Origin of the sequence: Mycobacterium simiae (assembly GCF_008370645.1) — a bacterium.
Lineage (GTDB): Bacteria > Actinomycetota > Actinomycetes > Mycobacteriales > Mycobacteriaceae > Mycobacterium > Mycobacterium simiae_A.
The window spans coordinates 1-568 of sequence record NZ_VTZN01000495.1 but is presented as its reverse complement, the minus strand read 5'-3'; the positions used below and the strand labels follow the sequence as shown (position 1 = coordinate 568).

Annotated in this window: 1 protein-coding gene; it reads right to left on the bottom strand. The window is 64.1% G+C overall.

Translation table 11 applies throughout. The features are described from left to right. Nucleotides 1-337 (bottom strand): IS110 family transposase (locus F0Q45_RS26600; protein ID WP_149656663.1); only part of this gene is annotated, 337 nt, incomplete at its 3' end. Nucleotides 338-568: the final 231 nt, after the last annotated feature.

The window sequence follows — 568 nt, the reverse complement described above, 5'->3', positions numbered from 1 at the left end:
CAGCCAACGCGGTACGGGCGGCGCTGTAGGCATCGAGGGGGTCGGACTTGCCCTTGAGACGTCGGGTGGACTTGACCGCACGGGTCACCTCCACGACCTCCAACCCCGCAGCGGTCAGTGCCCGGGTCAAGCCGGCACCGTAGCTGGCGGTGCCCTCCACCCCGATCCGCTCAACCTGACCCAACGACGTCAAGAACCTGACCGCCGCCGCGTAACCGGCGCGCGTGGTCGAGAACTCCCGGTCGCCCACGGCCGCACCGGTCATGGTGATCGCGGCGACGTGAATGGTGTCGGCGTGGGTGTCCGCGCCGGCGACGATGAGCACAGATTCTGTCAAGATGATGGTGTCCCTTCTGACCGAGCGTTGAGGTGGGCTACACACCGGCCAGGGCGGGCAGACAAGACATTGATGAGGAACGGCCAAGCTCCTGATTAGGTCATGTCCGTCCTGTCCGGCGTGAACAAGACGCGCACCACACAGGCCGGACAGATCAAGTTAAAGACAACCCAGCAAGGCGTCAGTCAGACCCAGAGTCATCACCTGCGCGGTAACGCTGTTCCATCATCA